Below are 21014 nucleotides of genomic sequence, written 5' to 3'. Positions count from 1 at the left end.
CCGCACGATTGCGCTATCATCCGACGAATTCGACGAAACGCCGTCACCGAGGTGACGGCGTTTTCGTTTGTGCGCGGCGCGTCGGCGCTGCGTCGCGCGTCTTCATTCAACAAGGAGAAGCGATGTCGTCGGTGCAGGTGAGGGTGCTCGCGCTGTTTTCGGTCGGGTATTTCGTGTCGTACGTGTTTCGCGGCGTCAATCTGGGCTTCGCGCCGTTCGTCACGCACGAGCTCGGGCTGTCGGCCGCCGATCTCGGCCTGCTCACCAGCCTGTATTTCCTCGGCTTCGCGGGCGCGCAGATTCCGGCCGGCGTGATGCTTGACCACTTCGGCCCGCGCCGCGTGACGGCCAGCATGCTGCTGTTCGCGGCGGCCGGCGCGGCCGTGTTCGGCGCGGCGCACGGCATCGGCATGATGATGGTCGGCCGGCTGTTGATCGGTGTCGGCGTGTCGGTGTGTCTCGGCGCGGCGTTCAAGGCGCTCGCGCAGCATTTCCCGGTCGGCCGGCTGCCGCTCGTCAATGGCCTCGTGATGGCCGTGGGCGGCCTCGGCGGCGTGATGGTCGGCTCGCCGCTGACCTGGCTGCTCGGCTGGGCGAGCTGGCGCGCGATCTGTTTCGGCCTCGCGGTGCTGACGGTGATCGTCGCGGCGTCGATCGGCTTCGGCGCGCCCGACGCGCAGCAGGCGCGCCACCAGGGCGGGCTCGTCAGCCAGTTCAAGGGCACGTGGCACATCCTGACGAGCCGCGCGTTCTGGAAGATTGCGTCGTTCTCCGTCGTCACGCAGGGCGTGTTCTACGCGATGCAATCGTTGTGGGTCGGGCCGTATCTGCGCGATGTCGGCGGGTTCGACGCGCCGCATGCCGCACGCCTCGTGTCGGTGCTCGGCTTCGCGATGATGGCCGGCTGCGTTGGCTTTGGCGCGGCGGCGCGCGTGCTCGCGCGGCGCGGCGTGTCGGTTTACGCCACCTGCGGCATCGGCATGGCGCTGTTCGTCGCGACGCAGCTCGCGATCGTCGCGCGCGTGCCGTTGTCGCCCTCCATGCTGTGGGCCGCGTACGGAATGTTTGGCGGCGTGGGTATCCTGACCTACGCGGTGATGGCCGGACATTTTCCCGCCCATCTGATCGGCCGCGCGAACACGACGCTTACGCTCGTGATCTTCCTGCTGATCTTTGCGTTCCAGATCGGCGTCGGCGCGGTGCTGTCGCACTGGCCGGCGGTCGATGGTCGTTATCCGGCGGCCGCGCACTTCACCGCGTGGGGCGTGCTGCTCGCGCTGCAGCTCGCGAGCGCGGTGTGGTACGTGTGGCCCGCCCGCGGGGCTGGTCAAGCGCACTGATCCGGCGGTACGCTGGCGGGTAGGGCGGCCGCGGAAACGGGGCCGCAGCACGGTGCGCTGCGCCGCCGGACGCGGCGCACACACGATTGGACGGCCATATCCATTGAAGATAGGCCCATTTTCAGGCTATAATTTGAAAGTTTGTGCTGATCAACCTCGCACCCTAGCGCCTACCTCATTCATCCCGTTCATCCGCCGCACGCCGCCTGCCGGGCGATGCCGCGAAGCCTCGTGCGCCACGCGCCGGGTTCGCGTCTCGACAACGCAGGCCGCGTCCAGCTAGCGACCGCGCGCGCCCACGCAGCGCGGCGCTTGCGCGGCAGGGTAAACAGGTCGGCAGCAGGGTGTTCCCCAAGGAGCCTCCCGTGTTGCCGTCTTTTTCTCCCGCCTTGCTTGCACTCGCCGACGGCACGGTCTTTCGTGGTTATTCGATCGGGGCCGAAGGCCATACGATCGGCGAAGTCGTGTTCAATACCGCGATCACCGGCTATCAGGAAATCCTGACTGATCCGAGCTACTCGCGCCAGATCGTCACGCTCACCTATCCGCATATTGGCAACGTCGGCGTCAACGCCGAAGACGTCGAAGCCACGAAAGTCCATGCCGCCGGCCTGATCATCCGCGATCTGCCGACGCTCGCATCGAACTTCCGCATGGACCGCACGCTCGGCGACTACCTGCGCGACGAAGGCGTCGTCGCGATCGCCGGCATCGATACCCGCAAGCTGACCCGCATCCTGCGCGACAAGGGCGCGCAGAGCGGCTGCATCCTGACGGGCTCCGACGACGAAGCGAAGGCGATCGAGCTCGCGCGCTCGTTCGAGGGCCTTGCCGGCATGGATCTCGCGAAGGTCGTGTCGACCACCAAGCCGTTCGAGTGGAAGCAGACGGAATGGCGTCTCGAAGGCGGCTACGGCATGCAGGAATCGCCGAAGTACCGGGTCGTCGCGTACGACTTCGGCGTCAAGTACAACATCCTGCGCATGCTCGCGGAGCGCGGTTGCCACGTGACGGTGCTGCCGGCTCAAGCCAGTGCGGAAGATGCGCTCGCGCTGAATCCGGACGGCGTCTTCCTGTCGAACGGCCCGGGCGATCCGGAGCCGTGCGATTACGCGATCGCGGCCACCCAGGCATTCATCGAGCGCGGCGTGCCGACCTTCGGCATCTGCCTCGGCCACCAGATCATGGGCCTCGCGGTCGGCGCGAAGACGCTGAAGATGAAGACGGGCCACCACGGCGCGAACCATCCGGTGAAGGATCTCGGCGACGGCCGTGTCGTGATCACGTCGCAGAACCACGGCTTCGCGGTCGACGCCGATTCGCTGCCGGCCAACGCGCGCGTGACGCACGTGTCGCTGTTCGACGGCACGCTGCAGGGCTTCGAGCTGACCGACAAGCCGGCGTTCTGCTTCCAGGGCCACCCGGAAGCGTCGCCCGGCCCGCACGACATCGGCTACCTGTTCGACCGTTTCACCGCGCTGATGGACGCGGCGAAGCAGCGCACCGCCTAACGTCATCGACGCAACCGAAGAACGGGAGATTCGCATCATGTTCGGCCACGCACTCGGCATCACGGATATCTGGACCTACGTGTTCGGCGTGATCTTCATCATCCTGCTGCCGGGGCCGAACTCGATGTACGTGCTGTCGCTTGCCGCGCAGCGCGGCGTGAAGGCCGGCTATCGCGCGGCCTGCGGCGTGTTCGTCGGCGATACCGTGCTGATGGTGCTGTCGGCCGCGGGCGTCGCGTCGCTGCTGAAGGCGAACCCGCTGCTGTTCTCCGTCGTCAAGTACGGCGGCGCCGCGTACCTGCTGTACATCGGCGCCGGGATGCTGCGCAGCGCGTGGAGCAAGCTGCGCGCGCGCGGCGACGCGCCGGTCGAGGCGCCGCAGGCGGTCGACGGCGAACGTCCGTTCCGGAAAGCGCTGATCGTGAGCCTGCTGAATCCGAAGGCCATCCTGTTCTTCATCTCGTTCTTCATCCAGTTCGTCGACCCGGCATTCCCGCATCCCGCGCTGTCGTTCGTCGTGCTCGGGGCGATCGCGCAATGCGCGAGCGTCCTGTACCTGAGCACGCTGATCTTCGCGGGCGCGCGGCTCGCCGAGCACTTCCGCCGCCGCCGCAAGCTCGCGGCAGGCGCGGCGAGCAGCGTGGGCGGCCTGTTCATCGGTTTCTCGGTGAAGCTGGCGCTCGCGACCCTGAGCTGAGCGCCGCCGGCCGACCCACGACAACGATTACTTATTGAATTCACAAGCCATGCCAAAACGCACAGACATCAAGAGCATCCTCATCATCGGCGCCGGCCCGATTATCATCGGCCAGGCGTGCGAGTTCGACTATTCGGGCGCGCAGGCTTGCAAGGCGTTGCGTGAGGAGGGCTACAAGGTCGTTCTCGTCAACAGCAACCCGGCGACGATCATGACCGACCCGAACACGGCCGACGTGACCTACATCGAGCCGATCACGTGGGAAGTCGTCGCACGCATCATCGAGAAGGAGCGCCCGGACGCGATCCTGCCGACGATGGGCGGTCAGACCGCGCTGAACTGCGCGCTCGACCTGCACCACCACGGCGTGCTCGAGAAGTTCGGCGTCGAGCTGATCGGCGCATCGCCGGAAGCGATCGACAAGGCCGAAGACCGCCAGAAGTTCAAGGAAGCGATGACCAAGATCGGTCTCGGCTCCGCGAAGTCGGGCATCGCGCATTCGATGGAAGAAGCGACCCAGGTGCACGCGCAGATCACGGCGGAGACGGGCGGCAGCGGCTACCCGGTCGTGATCCGTCCGTCGTTCACGCTCGGCGGCTCGGGCGGCGGCATCGCGTACAACCGCGAAGAGTTCGAAGAGATCTGCAAGCGCGGTCTCGACCTGTCGCCCACGCGCGAGCTGCTGATCGAAGAGTCGCTGCTCGGCTGGAAGGAATACGAGATGGAAGTCGTGCGCGACCGCGCCGACAACTGCATCATCGTGTGCTCGATCGAAAACCTCGACCCGATGGGCGTGCACACCGGCGACTCGATCACGGTCGCGCCGGCGCAGACGCTCACCGACAAGGAATACCAGATCCTGCGTAACGCGTCGCTCGCGGTGCTGCGCGAGATCGGCGTCGACACGGGCGGCTCCAACGTGCAGTTCTCGATCAACCCGAAGGACGGCCGCATGGTCGTCATCGAGATGAACCCGCGCGTGTCGCGTTCGTCGGCGCTCGCGTCGAAGGCCACCGGCTTCCCGATCGCGAAGGTCGCCGCGAAGCTGGCGGTCGGCTACACGCTCGACGAGCTGAAGAACGAAATCACCGGCGGCCAGACGCCGGCGTCGTTCGAGCCGACGATCGACTACGTCGTCACGAAGATCCCGCGATTCGCGTTCGAGAAGTTCCGCGAAGCCGATTCGCGCCTGACCACGCAGATGAAGTCGGTCGGCGAAGTGATGGCGATCGGCCGTACGTTCCAGGAATCGTTCCAGAAGGCGCTGCGCGGCCTCGAAGTCGGGGTCGACGGCCTCGACGAGAAGTCGACCAACCGCGACGAGATCGCGATCGAGATCCACGAGCCGGGCCCGGACCGCATCTGGTACGTCGGCGATGCGTTCCGCATCGGCATGACGGCCGAGGAAATCTTCGCGGAAACCGCGATCGACCCGTGGTTCCTCGAGCAGATCGAGCAGATCATCCTGAAGGAAAAGGCGCTGTCGGGCCGCACGCTCGCGTCGCTGACGTTCGACGAGCTGCGCTACCTGAAGCAGAGCGGCTTCTCCGACCGCCGCCTCGCGAAGCTGCTCGGCGCGACGCCGGAAGACGTCCGCAAGCGTCGCGTCGAGCTGAACGTGCGCCCGGTCTACAAGCGCGTCGACACGTGCGCGGCCGAGTTCGCGACGAAAACGGCGTACATGTACTCGACCTACGAGGAAGAGTGCGAGGCGCAGCCGACCACGAACAAGAAGATCATGGTGCTGGGCGGCGGCCCGAACCGGATCGGCCAGGGCATCGAGTTCGACTACTGCTGCGTGCACGCGGCGCTCGCGATGCGCGAGGACGGCTATGAAACGATCATGGTCAACTGCAACCCGGAAACGGTGTCGACCGACTACGACACGTCCGACCGCCTGTACTTCGAGCCGCTGACGCTCGAAGACGTGCTCGAGATCGTCGACAAGGAAAAGCCGGTCGGCGTGATCGTCCAGTACGGCGGCCAGACGCCGCTGAAGCTCGCGCTCGACCTCGAGGCGCACGGCGTGCCGATCGTCGGCACGTCGCCGGACATGATCGACGCGGCCGAAGACCGCGAACGCTTCCAGAAGCTGCTGCAGGACCTCGGCCTGCGCCAGCCGCCGAACCGCACCGCCCGCGCCGAAGACGAAGCGCTCGCGCTGGCCGACGAAATCGGCTATCCGCTGGTCGTGCGCCCGTCGTACGTGCTCGGCGGCCGCGCGATGGAAATCGTCCACGAGCCGCGCGACCTCGAGCGCTACATGCGCGAGGCCGTGAAGGTGTCGAACGATTCGCCGGTGCTGCTCGACCGCTTCCTGAACGACGCGATCGAATGCGACGTCGACTGCATCTGCGACGGCGAAGCCGTGTTCATCGGCGGCGTGATGGAGCACATCGAGCAGGCGGGCGTCCACTCGGGCGACTCGGCATGCTCGTTGCCGCCGTACTCGCTGTCGAAGGAAACCGTGGCCGAGCTGAAGCGCCAGACGGGCGCGATGGCGAAGGCGCTGAACGTGGTCGGCCTGATGAACGTGCAGTTCGCGATCCAGCAGGTACCGCAGGCGGATGGTTCGAAGCAGGACATCATCTACGTGCTCGAAGTGAACCCGCGCGCATCGCGCACGGTGCCGTACGTGTCGAAGGCGACCAGCCTGCCGCTCGCGAAGATCGCGGCGCGCGCGATGGTCGGCCAGAAGCTCGCGCAGCAGGGTGTGACGAAGGAAGTCGAGCCGCCGTACTTCAGCGTGAAGGAAGCGGTGTTCCCGTTCGTCAAGTTCCCGACCGTCGATCCGGTCCTCGGGCCTGAAATGCGCTCGACCGGCGAAGTGATGGGCGTCGGCCAGACGTTCGGCGAAGCGCTGTTCAAGTCGCAGCTCGCGGCCGGTTCGCGCCTGCCGGAGTCGGGCACGGTGCTGCTGACCGTGATGGACGCCGACAAGCCGAAGGCCGTCGAAGTCGCGCGCATGCTGCACGACCTCGGCTACCCGATCGTCGCGACCAAGGGCACGGCCGCCGCGATCGAAGCGGCCGGCGTGCCGGTGAAGGTCGTGAACAAGGTGAAGGACGGCCGTCCGCACATCGTCGACATGATCAAGAACGGCGAGATCGCTCTCGTGTTCACGACGGTCGACGAGACGCGCCAGGCGATCGCCGATTCGCGTTCGATCCGCATGAGCGCGCAGGCGCACAAGGTCACGTACTACACGACGATGTCGGGCGCGCGCGCGGCCGTCGAAGGCTTGCGCTACCTGAAGGATCTGGAAGTCTATGATTTACAAGGTCTTCACGCTCGCCTAAACTAAGCAGTCAGTTACCTGTCGAAGCAACACGTGCCGCGATTAGGCGGTGTTTCCAGTGCATCGGAAGCGCGCTTAATCGCGGTGATTTTTTTTATAGCCGTTTTTAGCGATTGAGCCGTTTATGAGCACCATTCCGTTGACAAAGCGTGGCGCAGAGCAACTGCGCGATGAATTGCAGCGCCTCAAGTCCGTCGAGCGGCCGGCCGTGATCAACGCGATCGCGGAGGCCCGCGCACAGGGCGATCTGTCCGAAAACGCCGAATACGACGCCGCGAAGGAAAAGCAGGGCTTTATCGAGGGCCGCATCGCGGAACTCGAATCCAAGCTGTCCGCCGCGCAAATCATCGATCCCACGGTGCTCGACGCCGACGGCCGCGTGGTATTCGCCGCGACGGTCGAACTCGAGGATCTCGAGTCGGGCGATACCGTCAAGTACCAGATCGTCGGCGACGACGAAGCCGATATCGATCACGGCCTGATCTCGGTCAGCTCGCCGATCGCGCGCGCGCTGATCGGCAAGTCCGAAGGCGACGTCGCGGCCGTGCAGGCGCCGAGCGGCGTGCGCGAGTACGAAATCATCTCGGTCAGCTACATCTGAAACGGGGCGACCTGATGCCGCATCGCGTGTTCCGTCTGCTGTCGGCCGTGTGGGTCGGCAGCCTGCTGACGATCGGGTATGCGGTCGCGCCCGTCCTGTTCAAGACGCTGGAGCGGATGACGGCCGGTTCGGTCGCCGCCCAGCTGTTCCGCATCGAGGCGATCCTCGGCGTCGTGTGCGGCGTGCTGCTGCTCGCATTGTCGAATCAGCAGGTGCGGCGCGGCAGCACCGAATATCGCCGCGTGCGCTGGATCGTCGCCGCGATGGTCGTGTGCGTGCTGGTCGGGTATTTTGCGCTGCAGCCGTTCATGAACGCGCTGCGGGTGGCCGCGATGGATGCGGGCACCGATATCGCGAATTCGCCGTATGCGAGCCGCTTCGGAATGCTGCACGGCGTGTCGAGCGTGTTCTATCTCGTCGAAAGCGTGCTGGGGCTGATGCTGGTCTGGCGCCTGCCGGCGCGCGACGCCTGAGCGCCACGCCGTCGCGCGTTGCGCGACGACGGGCAGGGCGGCACGGGAATCCGTGCCGCACAGGCGTTTTACTTGTCCTGGAACGGCCGCTTCGTGCTGGCCTGGCGCTTTTTCGCGCGCTTCACGGTGCCGCCTGCGGTCACGCGTTCGTTGCCGCGCACGGTGACCTTGACCGGCCTCGGGCGGCGCACGGGGCTCGCGTTCGGCGACACCTTGACGACCTTGACGGTGCGCGGTGCACGGCCTTTCTTGTCGTCGACGGCTTCGGCCGCGCTCGGCAGCGCGCCGGCACGCCGGCCGCGGGACGGGGCCGCCACCGCGGCCTCGGGCTTCCAGATCACCAGCAGCTTGCCGATGTGCTGGATCGGCGCCGCGTTCAGGCGGTCGCAGATCTCGTCGTAGATCGCGATGCGTTCGTCGCGTTCGTCGCCGAACACGCGGATCTTGATCAGCTGGTGCGCGTCGAGGTGCACCTTGATTTCCTTCAGCACGGCGTCGGTCAGCCCTTCGGCGCCGATCAGCACGACGGGCTTGAGCGCATGGGCCTGGGAGCGCAGCGCGGAGCGCTCGGCGGGAGAAAGCGAAAGGGCGGGCATGGAAATGTCGAAATCTAAATAAGGGCGCGCTGACTGAAAAGCGATCGCGGGACGTTACCGCGTCAGCCGTGCGCCGAAACCACGTAAAATCGCGGCTTGGGCCTGAAAAGGGGCCGCAGCCGCGCGAAGAAGACGCGTATTATCCGCTAAAAGCGCGGCTTCACGAAGCAATGGGCAGCAATCTCTCTCTCGAATGGCAAAAAACCGCTTCAACCAGCACTGGCTGCACGACCACATCAACGACCCGTACGTCAAAATGGCGCAGCGGGAGGGCTATCGCGCGCGCGCCGCGTACAAGCTGAAGGAAATCGACGAGCAGGACAAGCTGATCCGTCCGGGCCAGGTGATCGTCGACCTCGGCGCCACGCCGGGCAGCTGGAGCCAGTATGCCCGCAACAAGCTCGCGCAGGGCAAGAAGCGCGACGCGGAGCGCGAAGGCGGCATCGACGGCACGATCGTTGCGCTCGACATCCTGCCGATGGAGCCGATCGCCGACGTCCACTTCCTGCAGGGCGACTTCCGCGAGGACGACGTCCTCCACCAGCTCGAGGAAGTGCTCGAAGGCCGCGCGGTGGACCTTGTTATTTCGGACATGGCCCCCAACCTCTCCGGCGTGGCCTCGGCGGACGCGGCGCGCATCGAGCATCTCTGCGATCTGGCGCTCGAATTCGCGCAGAACCATCTGAAGCCGGACGGTGCGCTGCTCGTGAAGTGCTTTCACGGCAGCGGCTACAGCCAGATCGTCGAGAAGTTCAAACAGCAGTTTAAGGTTGTCGCGCCGCGCAAGCCCAAGGCATCCCGCGACAAATCGTCCGAAACGTTCATTTTGGGTCGGCAGCTGAAGCATCCGCGCTGATGCGGAACGCGATGCCGCAAACGGGCTCCGGCCCTTGCCGGACAAGCGAAGCGCTATCGCGGCGGTTGTCAATGCTTATGGCAGGGGTGGTCGGACTGGATTAGAATGACCGAGGGGCGCCGCAAGGAAAATGTAGGCGCTCGTCTACGAGTGAAGGAGTGGTGCTTTGAACAACAATATGTTTTCGAAGGCAGCGGTGTGGCTGGTGATCGCACTGGTGCTGTTTACGGTGTTCAAGCAGTTCGACAAGCCCCGCGTCCAGGAAGGCGTGTCCTATTCGCAGTTCATGGACGACGCCAAGAACGGCAAGGTCAAGAACGTCATCGTTCAGGGGCGCAACCTCACCGTCACTCCGGCTGATGGCCAGAAATACCAGATCGTGTCGCCCGGCGACATCTGGATGGTCGGCGATCTGATGAAGTACGGCGTGCAGGTCAGCGGCAAGGCCGACGACGAGCCGAACGCGCTGATGTCCGCGCTGTACTACCTCGGGCCGACGATCCTGATCATCGTGTTCTGGTTCTACATGATGAGGCAGATGCAGGGGGGCGGCAAAGGCGGCGCATTCTCGTTCGGGAAATCGCGTGCGCGGCTGATCGACGAGAACAACAACGCGGTGAACTTCTCCGACGTCGCGGGCTGCGACGAAGCGAAGGAAGAAGTGTCCGAGCTCGTCGACTTCCTGCGCGATCCGCAGAAATTCCAGAAACTGGGCGGCCGCATTCCGCGCGGCGTGCTGCTGGTCGGCCCGCCGGGTACCGGCAAGACGCTGCTGGCCCGCGCGATCGCGGGTGAAGCGAAGGTGCCGTTCTTCAGCATCTCGGGTTCGGACTTCGTCGAAATGTTCGTCGGCGTCGGCGCGGCCCGTGTGCGCGACATGTTCGAGCAGGCGAAGAAGCATGCGCCGTGCATCGTGTTCATCGACGAAATCGACGCGGTCGGCCGTCATCGCGGCGCCGGCATGGGCGGCGGCAACGACGAGCGCGAACAGACGCTGAACCAGATGCTGGTCGAGATGGACGGCTTCGAGGCGAACTCGGGCGTGATCGTGATCGCCGCGACCAACCGTTCCGACGTGCTCGACAAGGCGCTGCTGCGTCCGGGCCGTTTCGACCGCCAGGTCTATGTCGGCCTGCCGGACATCCGCGGCCGCGAGCAGATCATGCGCGTGCACCTGCGCAAGGTGCCGATCGCGAACGACGTCGACGCGGCGGTCATCGCACGCGGCACGCCGGGCTTCTCGGGCGCCGATCTCGCGAACCTCGTGAACGAAGCTGCGCTGTTCGCCGCCCGTCGCGGCAAGCGCATCGTCGAGATGCAGGATTTCGAGGACGCGAAGGACAAGATCTTCATGGGTCCGGAGCGCAAGTCGGCGGTGATCCGCGAGGAAGCGAAGCGCGCCACCGCGTACCACGAGTCGGGTCACGCGGTGATCGCGAAGCTGCTGCCGAAGGCCGACCCGGTGCACAAGGTCACGATCATCCCGCGCGGTCGCGCGCTGGGCGTCACGTGGCAGCTGCCGGAGCATGACAACGAGACGTATTCGAAGGATTACCTGCTCGACCGCCTCGCGATCCTGTTCGGTGGCCGGGTGGCCGAAGAGTTGTTCATGAACCTGGTCAGCACCGGCGCATCCGACGACTTCAACAAGGCCACGCAGACCGCGCGTGCGATGGTTGCGCGGTTCGGCATGACCGACGCGCTCGGGCCGATGGTCTACGTCGACGACGAGAACGATGCGTCGCCGTTCGGCCGCGGCTTCACGCGCACGATCTCGGAAGCGACGCAGCAGAAGGTCGACTCGGAAATCCGTCGCGTGCTGGACGATCAGTACAACCTCGCGCGTCGCCTGCTCGAGGAGAACCGCGACAAGGTCGAGGCGATGACGGCCGCGCTGATGGAGTGGGAGACGATCGACGCCGATCAGATCAACGACATCATGGAAGGCCGTCCGCCGCGCTCGCCGAAGAGCTCGCCGGCTGTCGGCGGCGATTCGTCGGGCGGCGGCAGTGCCGAGGTCAAGCCCGGCAGCGCGCCGGCGCCGGCGACGCCGGCGGCATAATCTCCGCTTTAGCACCGTTCACGGGCTGGTGTGGCTTCACACCGGCCCGTTTTGCATTCATCCACGCCCGTTGCTCGTGTCCGATTCCGCAGTGTCCCCGTTCATTCCCGCGCCGCTCCAGTGCGGCCGCTTCGAACTGACGTTCGAACGCCCGCTCGTGATGGGCATCCTCAACGCCACGCCCGATTCGTTCTCCGACGGCGGCCGCTTCCTCGCGCGCGACGATGCGCTGCGCCAGGCCGAGCGGATGATCGCCGACGGCGCGGACCTCATCGACATCGGCGGCGAATCGACGCGCCCCGGCGCGCCGCCGGTGCCGCTCGACGAGGAGCTCGTGCGCGTGATTCCGCTCGTCGAGGCGCTGCGGCCGTTGAACGTGCCGCTGTCGATCGATACGTACAAGCCGGCCGTGATGCGCGCGGCGCTGGCCGCCGGCGCGGACCTGATCAACGACATCTGGGGGTTCCGCCAGCCGGGCGCCATCGACGCGGTGCGCGACGGCAATAGCGGTCTGTGCGCGATGCACATGCTCGGCGAGCCGCAGACGATGCAGGTCGGCGAGCCCGACTACGGCGACGTCGTGACCGACGTGCGCGATTTCCTCGCCGCGCGCGCGCAGGCGTTGCGCGACGCGGGGGTGGCGGCGGAGCGGATCTGCGTCGATCCCGGTTTCGGGTTCGGCAAGGCGGTCGTCGACGACAACTATGCGCTGCTGGCCGCGTTGCCGGACACGGCGCCCGCGCGGCCCGACGGGCGCGCTTATCCGATTCTCGCGGGCATGTCGCGCAAGTCGATGCTCGGCGCGGTGATCGGCGGCAAGCCGCCGATGGAGCGCGTCGCGGCGAGCGTGGCGGCCGCGTTGTGCGCGGTCGAGCGGGGCGCGGCGATCGTGCGCGTGCACGACGTCGCGGCGACGGTCGATGCGCTGAAAGTATGGAATGCCGTGCGCGCAGCCGCGCGGCAACGATAAGCAAGTCAGAAAGACGAAAGACGAAGGAGGAAGGACCCCATGGGACGTCGATATTTCGGCACGGACGGCATTCGCGGCACGGTGGGCGAAGCGCCCATCACGCCGGACTTCGTGTTGCGCCTCGGCTATGCGGCCGGCAAGGTACTGGCCGGCTCGGCCGACGTCGCGGCAGGCTCGCGTCCGACCGTGTTGATCGGCAAGGACACACGCGTATCGGGCTACATGCTCGAAGCCGCGCTCGAGGCCGGATTCTCGGCGGCCGGCGTCGACGTGATGCTGGCCGGCCCGATGCCGACGCCCGGCGTCGCGTATCTGACGCGGGCGCTGCGTCTGTCGGCCGGTGTCGTGATCAGCGCGTCGCACAACCCGTATCACGACAACGGGATCAAGTTTTTCTCGGCCGACGGCAACAAGCTGCCCGACGACACCGAGGCCGCGATCGAAGCGTGGCTCGACAAGCCGCTCGAATGCGCGCCGTCGGACGGCCTCGGCAAGGCTCGCCGCCTCGACGACGCAGCCGGCCGCTACATCGAGTTCTGCAAGAGCACGTTCCCGGCCGCGTTCGACCTGCGCGGGCTGAAGCTCGTGATCGATTGCGCGCATGGCGCCGCGTACCAGATCGCGCCGCACGTGTTCCACGAGCTCGGCGCTGACGTGATTCCGATCGGCGTCGCGCCGAACGGCTTCAACATCAACGACGGCGTCGGCGCGACCGCGCCCGACGCGCTGGTGCGCGCGGTGCGGGCGAACCATGCCGATCTCGGCATCGCGCTCGACGGCGACGCCGATCGTCTGCAGGTCGTGGACGCGACCGGCCGCCTGTACAACGGCGACGAGCTGCTCTACGTGCTCGTGAAGGACCGGATCGCGACCGACGGCAAGGTCGAAGGCGCGGTCGGCACGCTGATGACGAACCTTGCCGTCGAAGTCGCGCTGCAGCGCGAGGGCGTGAAGTTCGTCCGCGCGGCGGTCGGCGACCGCTACGTGCTCGAGCAGTTGCGCGAGCACGGCTGGCAGCTCGGCGCGGAAGGGTCGGGCCACATCCTGTCGCTCGACCGGCACTCGACCGGCGACGGCATCGTGTCGGCGCTGCTCGTGCTGGCCGCGCTCAAGCGCAGCGGCCGCACCCTCGCGCAGGTGCTCGACGGCGTCACGCTGTTCCCGCAGAAGCTGATCAACGTGCGGATGAAACCGGGCGCCGACTGGAAGGGCAGCGCGTCGATTCGTGCGGCGATCGATGCCGCCGAAGCCGAGCTTGCCGGCAGCGGCCGCGTGCTGATCCGCGCGTCGGGCACGGAGCCCGTGCTGCGCGTGATGGTCGAAGCGCAGCAGGCGGCCGACGCGGTGCGCCATGCGGAGACGATCGCCGACGCGGTGCGCGCGGCGACGGCCTGACCGGGGCGGGCGCGCGCGGCGGTCCGGCCGCCCGCGCGCTGGCTCCCGACGAAGTGTGTGCGGCGCCCTCGGGCGCCGTCGTTTTTGTCAGACGCAAAGGTTTGCGTTACCTAATAGCAGCAAGCTTCGGTAAACGCATCCCTCCCATCGAATCCGGCATCCGACCCCGGAAGCAGACTTCCGGCCGGACCGGGCTTCCCGTCCGTCCGACGCCGCGCTACGATGCGCTCGCACGCCGTTGAAACGGCGTTCATCCCCTCCCTTCGAGCCAGGCAATTCTTGCCGCCCGCGCCGCTCCCACGCCCCGACGCGCGACCCGATATTCCCTTTCAACCAGTCATGTTACTGTCACGCCAGTTTCATCGATTGTCACATTACCGTCATGAGCAGCCCCTAACCTTCGCGGTGCCGTAGTCATCCGCTCACACACTGGAGGTCTCATGAAATTGATGCAAACCGCGATTGCCGGCCTGGCTGGCGCGCTTTTCGCCGTCGCCGCTCAAGCTGCCGACATCACGGGCGCAGGCAGCACGTTCGCGATGCCGATCTATACGAAATGGGCTGCCGACTACCAGCAGTCCGGCGGCGCGAAGGTCAACTACCAAGGCATCGGCTCGTCGGGCGGCCTGAAGCAGATCAACGCGAAGACGGTCGATTTTGCCGGTTCGGACGCGCCGCTGAAGGACGAAGATCTCGCGAAGGAAGGCCTGTTCCAGTTCCCGACGGTGGTCGGCGGCGTGGTGCCGGTCGTCAACGTGCCGGGCGTGAAGGCCGGCGAACTGACGCTGTCGGGCCCGGTGCTCGGCGACATCTACCTCGGCAAGATCAAGAAGTGGAACGACCCGGCGATCGCCGCGCTGAACCCGAAGGTCAAGCTGCCGGATACGGACATCGCCGTGGTCCGCCGCGCCGACGGCTCGGGCACGAGCTTCATCTGGACGAACTACCTGTCGAAGGTCAACGACGAGTGGAAGTCGAAGATCGGCGAAGGCACGACGGTCAACTGGCCGACGGGCACGGGCGGCAAGGGCAACGACGGCGTCGCGGCCTTCGTGCAGCGCCTGCCGGGCGCGATCGGCTACGTCGAGTGGGCGTACGCGAAGAAGAACAACATGACCTACACTGCGCTGAAGAATTCGACGGGCACGGTGGTCGAGCCGAAGACGGAAACGTTCAAGGCCGCTGCAGCCGGCGCGAACTGGTCGAAGTCGTTCTACCAGATCCTGACGAACCAGCCGGGCAAGGACGCGTGGCCGGTCGTCGGCGCGACGTTCGTGCTGCTGCACGCGAAGCAGGACAAGCCGGAGCAGGGCGCGGAAACGCTGAAGTTCTTCAGCTGGGCGTTCAAGAACGGCGAGAAGGCTGCCGACAGCCTCGACTACATCTCGCTGCCGGCGACGGTCGAGACGGAAATCCGCAAGCAGTGGAAGACGAAGGTGACGGACGCTTCGGGCAAGCCGGTCGCCGCCGAGTAAGCCATCCAGCGGTTCGCTGCCCGGCCGTGCCGGTCGGGCAGTGTGTGCGGTAAAGCCGGGCGTTACGGCGCCCGGCGATCAAAAGCAGGCACCCATGTCTGATATTTCATACCCGTCCTCCCGATCGCCCGACAGTGCGCAGCAGCGCGCGCCGAGCCGTCTCGGGGATGTCCTGTTCGGCGGCCTTGCGCGGCTGGCCGCGATCGTGACCCTGCTGCTGCTCGGCGGGATCATCATTTCCCTGATCATTGCGTCGCTGCCGACCATCCAGAAGTTCGGCCTCGGCTTCCTGTGGCAATCCGAGTGGGATCCCAACTCGGACATCTACGGCGCACTCGTGCCGATCTACGGCACGATCGTGACGTCGATCATTGCACTCGTCATCGCGGTGCCGGTCAGTTTCGGCATCGCGCTGTTCCTCACCGAGCTCGCGCCCGTGTGGCTGCGCCGTCCGCTCGGCATCGCGATCGAGCTGCTCGCCGCGATTCCGTCGATCGTGTACGGCATGTGGGGGCTGCTCGTGTTCGCGCCGATCTTCGCCGAATATTTCCAGAAACCGATCGGCCGGCTGCTCAAGGACGTGTGGGTGCTCGGCCCGCTGACGTCCGGCGCGCCGATCGGCATCGGCATCCTCGCGGCCGGCGTGATTCTCGCGATCATGATCATTCCGTACATCGCGTCGGTGATGCGCGACGTGTTCGAGGTCACGCCGGTGCTGCTGAAGGAATCGGCATACGGGATCGGCTGCACGACCTGGGAAGTGATGTGGAAGGTCGTGCTGCCCTATACGAAGACCGGCGTGATCGGCGGCGTGATGCTCGGCCTCGGCCGCGCGCTCGGCGAAACGATGGCCGTGACCTTCGTGATCGGCAACACGAACCTGCTCGACAGCGTGTCGCTGTTCGCGCCGGGCAACAGCATCACGTCGGCGCTCGCGAACGAATTCGCGGAAGCGCAGCCGGGCCTGCACACGTCCGCGCTGATGGAGCTCGGCCTGATCCTGTTCGTGATCACGTTCATCGTGCTGTCCATCTCCAAACTGCTGCTGCTTCGTCTCGAGAAGGGAGAGGGCAAGAAATGAGCGAGCCCATCATGAATTTCCCGGGGCCGAGCGGCGCCGCGCTCGACGCGATGCGCAACCGCCTGCAGCGCAAGCGCAAGGTCGTCAACGCGATCGCGCTCACCGCGTCGCTCGGCGCGATGGCCTTCGGCCTGCTGTGGCTCGTGTGGATTCTCTACACGACGGTGCACCTCGGCGTCGGCGGCCTGTCGCTGCAACTGTTCACCGAATCGACGCCGGCGCCGAACACGGAAGGCGGCGGTCTCGCGAACGCGATCGTCGGCAGCCTGCTGCTGTGCGGCTTCGGCACGCTGGTCGGCACGCCGATCGGCATCCTCGCGGGCGTCTATCTCGCCGAATACGGGCAGAAGAACCTGCTGGCGAGCACGATCCGCTTCATCAACGACATCCTGCTGTCCGCGCCGTCGATCGTGATCGGCCTGTTCGTGTATGCGATCGTCGTCGCGAAGTCGGGGCGTTTCTCCGGTTGGGCCGGCGTGATCGCGCTGGCGCTGCTGCAGATCCCGATCGTGATCCGCACGACCGAGAACATGCTGAAGCTCGTGCCGAACGCGCTGCGCGAAGCGGCCGTCGCGCTCGGCACGCCGAAGTGGAGGATGGTGCTGAAGATCACGCTGCGCGCGTCGGTCGGCGGGATCGTGACGGGCGTGCTGCTCGCGGTCGCGCGGATCGCCGGCGAAACGGCGCCGCTGCTGTTTACCGCGCTGTCGAACCAGTTCTTCTCGGTCGACATGAGCCAGCCGATGGCGAACCTGCCGGTCACGATCTACAAGTTCGCGATGAGCCCGTTCGCGGAATGGCAGTCGCTCGCATGGGCGGGCGTGTTCCTGATTACGCTCGGGGTGCTCGGACTGAACGTCCTGGCGCGCTCGATCTTCTCGAAAAAGTAACGGCGGAGCAATCCGATGAATATGGCAGAAAGCCACCTGAATCCCGTCGAGCGCACCGCTGCGCCCGCCGGCACGCAAGACGCGGCGCACGGCCGTCCGCTCGCGCCGCTGAACGCGAAGATCGAGGTCAACAACCTCAATTTCTTCTACAACAAGTTCCACGCGCTGAAGAACATCAACCTGCGCATTCCCGAAGGGAAGGTGACGGCGTTCATCGGCCCGTCGGGCTGCGGCAAGTCGACGCTGCTGCGCACGTTCAACAAGATGTTCGCGCTCTATCCGGAGCAGCGCGCCGAAGGCGAAATCCTGATGGACGGCGAGAACCTGCTGACGACGAAGCGCGACATCTCGCTGCTGCGCGCGCGGATCGGCATGGTGTTCCAGAAGCCGACCCCGTTCCCGATGTCGATCTACGACAACATCGCGTTCGGCGTGAAGATGTTCGAAAAGCTCACGCGCTCGGAAATGGACGATCGCGTCGAGTGGGCGCTCACGAAGGCCGCGCTGTGGAACGAAGTGAAGGACAAGCTGGGCCAGAGCGGCTACGGGCTGTCGGGCGGCCAGCAGCAGCGTCTGTGCATCGCGCGCGGCATCGCGATCCGTCCGGAAGTGCTGCTGCTCGACGAACCGTGCTCGGCGCTCGACCCGATCTCGACGGGCCGCATCGAAGAGCTGATCGCGGAGCTGAAGAGCGACTACACGGTCGTGATCGTCACGCACAACATGCAGCAGGCCGCACGCTGCTCGGATTACACGGCCTACATGTACCTGGGCGAGCTGATCGAGTTCGGCGACACCGAAAAGATCTTCATCAAGCCGGTGCGCAAGGAAACGGAAGACTACATCACCGGCCGCTTCGGCTGATGACGGAGAACAACAACCATGTCGGATAAACATCTGTCGAGCCAGTTCGACGCGGACCTGAATGCCGTGTCGTCGAAAGTGCTGGAAATGGGCGGACTCGTGGAGTCGCAGATCGTCGGCGCGATGCGCGCGCTGAACGAGTTCGATCGCGATACGGCCGAGAAGGTGATCGCGGCCGAGGAAACGCTGAACGCGATGGAAGTGGACATCGACCAGGAATGCGGCAACATCATCGCGCGGAGGCAGCCTGCCGCGCGCGACCTGCGTCTTTTGATGTCGATTTCGAAAACGATTACGAACCTCGAGCGCGCCGGCGACGAAGCCGAGAAGATCGCCAAGCGCGTGCGCCGCCTGGTCGACGAGCCGTCCGCGCGTGCGGTCAACATCGCCGAGATCAAGGTGTCGGGCGAGATGGCCGTGACGATCCTGCGCCGCGCGCTCGACGCGTTCGCGCGCCTCGACACGGTGGCCGCCGCGCAGATCGTCAAGGACGACAAGGAAATCGACATGGAATTCCGCGCGTTCGTGCGCAAGCTCGTGTCGTACATGCAGGAAGATCCGCGCACGATCTCGGTGGGCCTCGACTACCTGTTCATCGCGAAGGCGATCGAACGGATCGGCGACCACGCGAAGAACATCGCCGAATTCATCATCTACATCGTGAAGGGCACCGACGTGCGGCACCAGCCGCGCGACACGCTCGATCGCGAAGCCAACAGTTAATCGACTCCATAGGAAGAACAGAGGTGCCGATGCCCAGCAACATTCTCGTCGTTGAAGATGAGCCCGCGATTTCCGAACTGATCTCGGTGAATCTCCAGCACGCCGGTCACTGCCCGATCCGCGCGTACAACGCCGAACAGGCGCAGAACCTGATCAGCGACGTGCTGCCCGATCTCGTGCTGCTCGACTGGATGCTGCCGGGCAAGTCCGGCATCGCGTTCGCGCGCGACCTGCGCAACAACGAACGGACCAAGCACATTCCGATCATCATGCTTACCGCCCGCGGCGACGAGCAGGACAAGGTGCTCGGCCTCGAAATCGGCGCGGACGACTACGTGACGAAGCCGTTCTCGCCGAAGGAACTGATGGCGCGCATCAAGGCCGTGCTGCGCCGCCGCGCGCCGCAGCTGACCGAGGACGTCGTGTCGATCAACGGGCTGCGTCTCGACCCGGCCACGCATCGCGTCGCCGCGCACGGCGACGGCAGCGAGATCAAGCTCGATCTCGGCCCGACCGAGTTCCGCCTGCTGCATTTCTTCATGACGCATCCGGAGCGCGTGCACAGCCGCACGCAACTGCTCGACCAGGTGTGGGGCGACCACGTGTTCGTCGAGGAGCGTACCGTCGACGTGCACATCAAACGATTGCGCGCGGCCTTGAAACCGGCCGGCTGCGATGCGATGATCGAAACCGTGCGCGGCAGCGGCTACCGCCTCGCCAAGCACGCGTAACGTATTCGGGCATGCCGCGTGCCGCGGCTGCCGTTCCTTCTTTCGGACGCTGAATCATGAACATCATCTGGGCGCGCTTCCTGGTGTCGCTCGTGCTGCTCGTGCTGATCGGCGTGTTGGTCGGCGTCTTTGCCGGCCCGACCGCGGGCCTCGTGTTCGTGGTCGTGATGCTGGTCGCGCAGGGCTTTTTCAGCACCTTCCATACGCAGCGTCTGTGGCGCCTGCTCGATGCGCCCGTCTACGGCGAAGTGCCGAGCGCGCCGGGCATCTGGGGCGAGATCTACTATCGGCTGCACAAGCTCGCGAAGCAGTGGCATGCGCAGGTGCGACAGGTCGAGCAGCAGCATTCGCGCTTCATCCAGGCGATCCAGGCGTCGCCGAACGGCGTCGCGATGCTCGACGACCACGACCAGATCGAGTGGTGCAACGCGATCGCCGAAGTCCATTTCGGCCTCGATGCGAAGCGCGACCTGCGCCAGCACATCACGAACCTGGTGCGTCATCCCGATTTCGTCCGCTACCTCAATGCGCAGCATTACGACGAGACGCTGTTGATGCGCGGCATGGGCGACTCGCGGCAGAACGTGCTGGCCGTGCAGGTGTTTCCGTACGGCGAGAACCGCAAGCTGCTGCTCACGCAGGACATCACCGAGCTCGAGCGCACCGACGCGATGCGGCGCGACTTCGTCGCGAACGTGTCGCACGAGTTGAAGACGCCGCTCACCGTGCTGTCGGGCTTCCTCGAGACGATGCGCGAGCTGCCGCTGAACGAGGAGGACCGCGCGCGCTATCTCGACATGATGGAGCAGCAGGCATCGCGGATGCGGCACATCGTGACCGACCTGCTGGTGCTCGCGAAGCTGGAAGGCGAGAGCAAGCCGCCGGTCGATCACGCGATCGACATGCGTGCGGTGTTCGACCATCTGAAGGAAGATGCGCACACGCTGTCGAACGGGCATCACGACATCGCGTTCTCGATCGACGAGACGCTCGGCGTCACGGGCGCGCAGACGGAGCTGTTCAGCGCGTTCGCGAATCTCGTCACGAATGCGATCCGCTATACGCCGGACGGCGGCAAGATCGTCGTGTCGTGGCGGCGCGAGGGCGCGCAGGGCGTGTTCTCCGTCACGGACAGCGGCTTCGGGATTCCGGCCGCCGATTTGCCGCGGCTCACCGAGCGCTTCTACCGTGTCGATCGCAGCCGTTCGCGCGACACCGGCGGCACGGGCCTCGGGCTCGCGATCGTCAAGCACGTGCTGCAGCGGCACGACGCGCATCTGTACGTGCAGAGCGAGGAAGGCCGCGGCAGTACGTTCACCGCGCGGTTTCCGGGCTCGCGCGTGATCGCGATTCGGCCGGCCGCTTACGAAGCATGATCGTGTAGTGGTGCGGCAGTCGAAAAAAAGCAGCCCGCGGGCTGCTTTTTTCATGGCGAAGCGTCGGCGCGACTC

General features: G+C 65.8%; 18 protein-coding genes. 17 read left to right on the top strand and 1 reads right to left on the bottom strand.

Annotated elements, in window-relative coordinates:
• Positions 1–122: 122 nt before the first annotated feature.
• From HWX55_RS33280 to HWX55_RS33255, 6 genes are all read left to right on the top strand, one after another.
• Complete coding sequence (locus HWX55_RS33280) at positions 123–1340, top strand: MFS transporter (RefSeq protein ID WP_175978778.1); 1218 nt, start codon at positions 123–125, stop codon at positions 1338–1340.
• Between the two features lie 365 nt (positions 1341–1705).
• Positions 1706–2851 (top strand): glutamine-hydrolyzing carbamoyl-phosphate synthase small subunit, encoded by a 1146-nt coding sequence (carA, locus tag HWX55_RS33275; RefSeq protein ID WP_175978777.1) that lies wholly within the window; start codon positions 1706–1708, stop codon positions 2849–2851.
• Positions 2852–2888: 37 nt separating this feature from the next.
• A complete protein-coding gene (gene leuE / locus HWX55_RS33270) occupies positions 2889–3548 on the top strand; it encodes a leucine efflux protein LeuE (protein WP_175978776.1) in 660 nt (219 codons plus the stop codon).
• A 49-nt stretch (positions 3549–3597) separates the two neighbouring features.
• Positions 3598–6852, top strand: coding sequence for a carbamoyl-phosphate synthase large subunit (carB, locus tag HWX55_RS33265; protein ID WP_175978775.1), 3255 nt, complete (start codon positions 3598–3600; stop codon positions 6850–6852).
• A 118-nt stretch (positions 6853–6970) separates the two neighbouring features.
• Entirely contained in the window at positions 6971–7447 is a 477-nt protein-coding gene (gene greA / locus HWX55_RS33260; protein ID WP_006476345.1) for a transcription elongation factor GreA, read from the top strand.
• 14 nt (positions 7448–7461) lie between these two features.
• Positions 7462–7920, top strand: coding sequence for a DUF4149 domain-containing protein (locus tag HWX55_RS33255; RefSeq protein WP_050015203.1), 459 nt, complete (start codon positions 7462–7464; stop codon positions 7918–7920).
• Positions 7921–7988: 68 nt separating this feature from the next.
• Here the strand turns inward: HWX55_RS33255 and HWX55_RS33250 are convergent, their stop codons facing one another.
• Entirely contained in the window at positions 7989–8516 is a 528-nt protein-coding gene (locus HWX55_RS33250) for a YhbY family RNA-binding protein (protein ID WP_089467132.1), read from the bottom strand.
• Between the two features lie 193 nt (positions 8517–8709).
• On the opposite strand from HWX55_RS33250, the gene HWX55_RS33245 reads away from it, so the two are divergent.
• The 11 genes from HWX55_RS33245 to phoR all read left to right on the top strand — a co-directional run bounded on the left by HWX55_RS33245 (position 8710) and on the right by phoR (position 20939).
• Positions 8710–9372 carry an RlmE family RNA methyltransferase gene (locus tag HWX55_RS33245; protein ID WP_006476343.1) on the top strand — a complete coding sequence of 221 codons (663 nt, stop codon included), beginning with the start codon at positions 8710–8712 and terminating at the stop codon, positions 9370–9372.
• A gap of 166 nt (positions 9373–9538) precedes the next feature.
• Positions 9539–11434, top strand: a complete 1896-nt coding sequence (gene ftsH, locus HWX55_RS33240; RefSeq protein ID WP_050015209.1) for an ATP-dependent zinc metalloprotease FtsH — start codon at positions 9539–9541, stop codon at positions 11432–11434.
• Positions 11435–11462: 28 nt separating this feature from the next.
• Entirely contained in the window at positions 11463–12404 is a 942-nt protein-coding gene (folP, locus tag HWX55_RS33235; protein ID WP_175978774.1) for a dihydropteroate synthase, read from the top strand.
• 39 nt (positions 12405–12443) lie between these two features.
• A complete protein-coding gene (gene glmM, locus HWX55_RS33230; RefSeq protein ID WP_175978773.1) occupies positions 12444–13799 on the top strand; it encodes a phosphoglucosamine mutase in 1356 nt (451 codons plus the stop codon).
• A gap of 440 nt (positions 13800–14239) precedes the next feature.
• Positions 14240–15274: a phosphate ABC transporter substrate-binding protein PstS gene (pstS, locus tag HWX55_RS33225; protein WP_050015215.1), complete on the top strand. Its 1035-nt coding sequence runs from the start codon at positions 14240–14242 to the stop codon at positions 15272–15274.
• Positions 15275–15368: 94 nt separating this feature from the next.
• Entirely contained in the window at positions 15369–16355 is a 987-nt protein-coding gene (pstC, locus tag HWX55_RS33220) for a phosphate ABC transporter permease PstC (protein ID WP_124639041.1), read from the top strand.
• Positions 16352–17245, top strand: a complete 894-nt coding sequence (gene pstA / locus HWX55_RS33215) for a phosphate ABC transporter permease PstA (protein ID WP_050015219.1) — start codon at positions 16352–16354, stop codon at positions 17243–17245. Before pstC ends, pstA begins: the two co-directional genes overlap by 4 nt.
• Before the next feature lie 15 nt (positions 17246–17260).
• On the top strand, positions 17261–18109 hold the full coding sequence (gene pstB, locus HWX55_RS33210) for a phosphate ABC transporter ATP-binding protein PstB (protein ID WP_050015221.1): 849 nt from the start codon (positions 17261–17263) through the stop codon (positions 18107–18109).
• 18 nt (positions 18110–18127) lie between these two features.
• Positions 18128–18832, top strand: coding sequence for a phosphate signaling complex protein PhoU (gene phoU / locus HWX55_RS33205; protein ID WP_089467139.1), 705 nt, complete (start codon positions 18128–18130; stop codon positions 18830–18832).
• 29 nt (positions 18833–18861) lie between these two features.
• Positions 18862–19563, top strand: coding sequence for a phosphate regulon transcriptional regulator PhoB (phoB, locus tag HWX55_RS33200; RefSeq protein WP_006750313.1), 702 nt, complete (start codon positions 18862–18864; stop codon positions 19561–19563).
• A gap of 56 nt (positions 19564–19619) precedes the next feature.
• Positions 19620–20939: a phosphate regulon sensor histidine kinase PhoR gene (gene phoR, locus HWX55_RS33195; protein WP_069617116.1), complete on the top strand. Its 1320-nt coding sequence runs from the start codon at positions 19620–19622 to the stop codon at positions 20937–20939.
• Positions 20940–21014: the final 75 nt, after the last annotated feature.

The organism is Burkholderia sp. BCC1047, from assembly GCF_902833155.1.
GTDB classification, from domain to species: domain Bacteria; phylum Pseudomonadota; class Gammaproteobacteria; order Burkholderiales; family Burkholderiaceae; genus Burkholderia; species Burkholderia sola.
Note: the sequence above shows the minus strand (reverse complement) of the source record. Positions and strands in the feature narration are given on the sequence as shown.